This is a genomic window from cf. Phormidesmis sp. LEGE 11477, from assembly GCF_015207105.1.
Lineage (GTDB): Bacteria > Cyanobacteriota > Cyanobacteriia > Phormidesmidales > Phormidesmidaceae > Phormidesmis.
This window is the reverse complement of record NZ_JADEXO010000271.1, coordinates 1-1394: the sequence shown is the minus strand read 5'-3', so window position 1 is coordinate 1394 and position 1394 is coordinate 1. Positions and strand designations below refer to the sequence as shown.

General features: G+C 48.5%; 1 protein-coding gene. It reads left to right on the top strand.

Annotated elements, in window-relative coordinates; genetic code table 11:
• Window positions 1-178: 178 nt before the first annotated feature.
• Window positions 179-1144 (top strand): ABC transporter ATP-binding protein, encoded by a 966-nt coding sequence (locus IQ256_RS29245; protein ID WP_193859185.1) that lies wholly within the window; start codon window positions 179-181, stop codon window positions 1142-1144.
• Window positions 1145-1394 lie beyond the last annotated feature (250 nt).

The following is a 1394-nucleotide window of genomic DNA, read 5'->3' as shown; positions in this document are numbered from 1 at the left end:
AGGGAACCAAGTCCCGTATCTCTAAAAATACATAGCCAATGTCCCCTCCGACGGAGGGGTGGCCGAAGCGCAGCGGAGGTCGGGGTGGGTCAGCAGCCTAAGTAACCAACCAACGCTAAACACATACGCTGAATTTCTTGGGTCGCTGATCGCCTGTAGCCATTCCTTCCGTAAATTTATGAGTAATTCCCTGCTTATTAAGACCGATCAGTTGACTAAGCAGTTCGATGACTACGCGGCTGTCAATAGCGTCAATCTAGAAGTTCGCTCGGGCGAAGTGTATGGCCTAATTGGGCCGAATGGTGCGGGTAAGACGACGCTGATCCGATTACTGGCACTAGCTGAGCTGCCGACGACTGGCGATATCTTTATCGATGGCAGGCCCCTGCTAAAAGGAGAGGCCAACCCGGAGATTAAACGCAGACTAGGCTTTCTACCAGATGATTTCCCGCTCTACAACGATCTGAGCGTGCAGAACTATTTAGAGTATTTTGGCCAGCTATATTATCTACGACCGAAGGATCTACAGCAGCGAATTACAGAAGTACTAGCGCTAGTCGATCTAGAAAGTAAGCGGCTAAGCCTAGTCAGCAGTCTTTCTAGAGGGATGAAACAACGACTGAGCCTGGCGCGAACGGTAATTCATCAACCGAAGCTATTGCTGCTAGATGAGCCCGTTTCAGGGCTAGATCCGCTCGCTAGAATTGAGTACTGCAAGACCATTAAACGATTGCAGCAAGAGGGGATGACAATCTTTATCTCTTCTCATATTTTGAGCGATTTAGAAGATTTTTGTACGTCTATTGGCATTATGGAGCGCGGTCGGCTGGTAGAAAGCGGTCGGCTTCAGTCGCTGTATCAGCAAAATGTACAACAGCTTTTAATCGGGGTTTTAGATCCATCCACGCTTTTAGATGGCTATGCACCGATTGAAATCTACTTACAAGAACATCCTTTAGTCAGTACCTATCGACGCATGCCGGATACGGGTAAGTTCCTGGCTAGCTTTGTGGGGGGCGATACGGATGCGGCTGAGCTGCTGCGCGTGCTGGTGCAAGAGGGTGTTCAGATAAACGAATTCTCTTATGTAAAAGAAACGCTTGAAGATATCTTTTTGAAGCTAGGCCATCGGCAAACAGCTTAGGCGAATCTAGAAGATACAGATCAAGAAGATTCTGTTAGTTGCTTCGCGTCAAAGATTCTGTTGATAATTCTTTTTCTAGATAAACACTTATGGCTTCTGTCACTGGCACGTTAGGTAATTTCAATCCTCAGTTTCTGCGAGAATGTCGTGGGCGACTGCGGCCCCGTAGCGTGATGGCGGCGGTGGGCATATCGGTCATTTTTCAGGGTTTACTGTGGCTGGCGGTTGCAGACAGCGCTCGACCCTCAGA

What these genes read in the sequence shown, in the direction of transcription:
- IQ256_RS29245 (WP_193859185.1), top strand. Translation starts at nt 179, where the DNA reads ATGAGTAATTCCCTGCTTATTAAGACCGATCAGTTGACTAAGCAGTTC.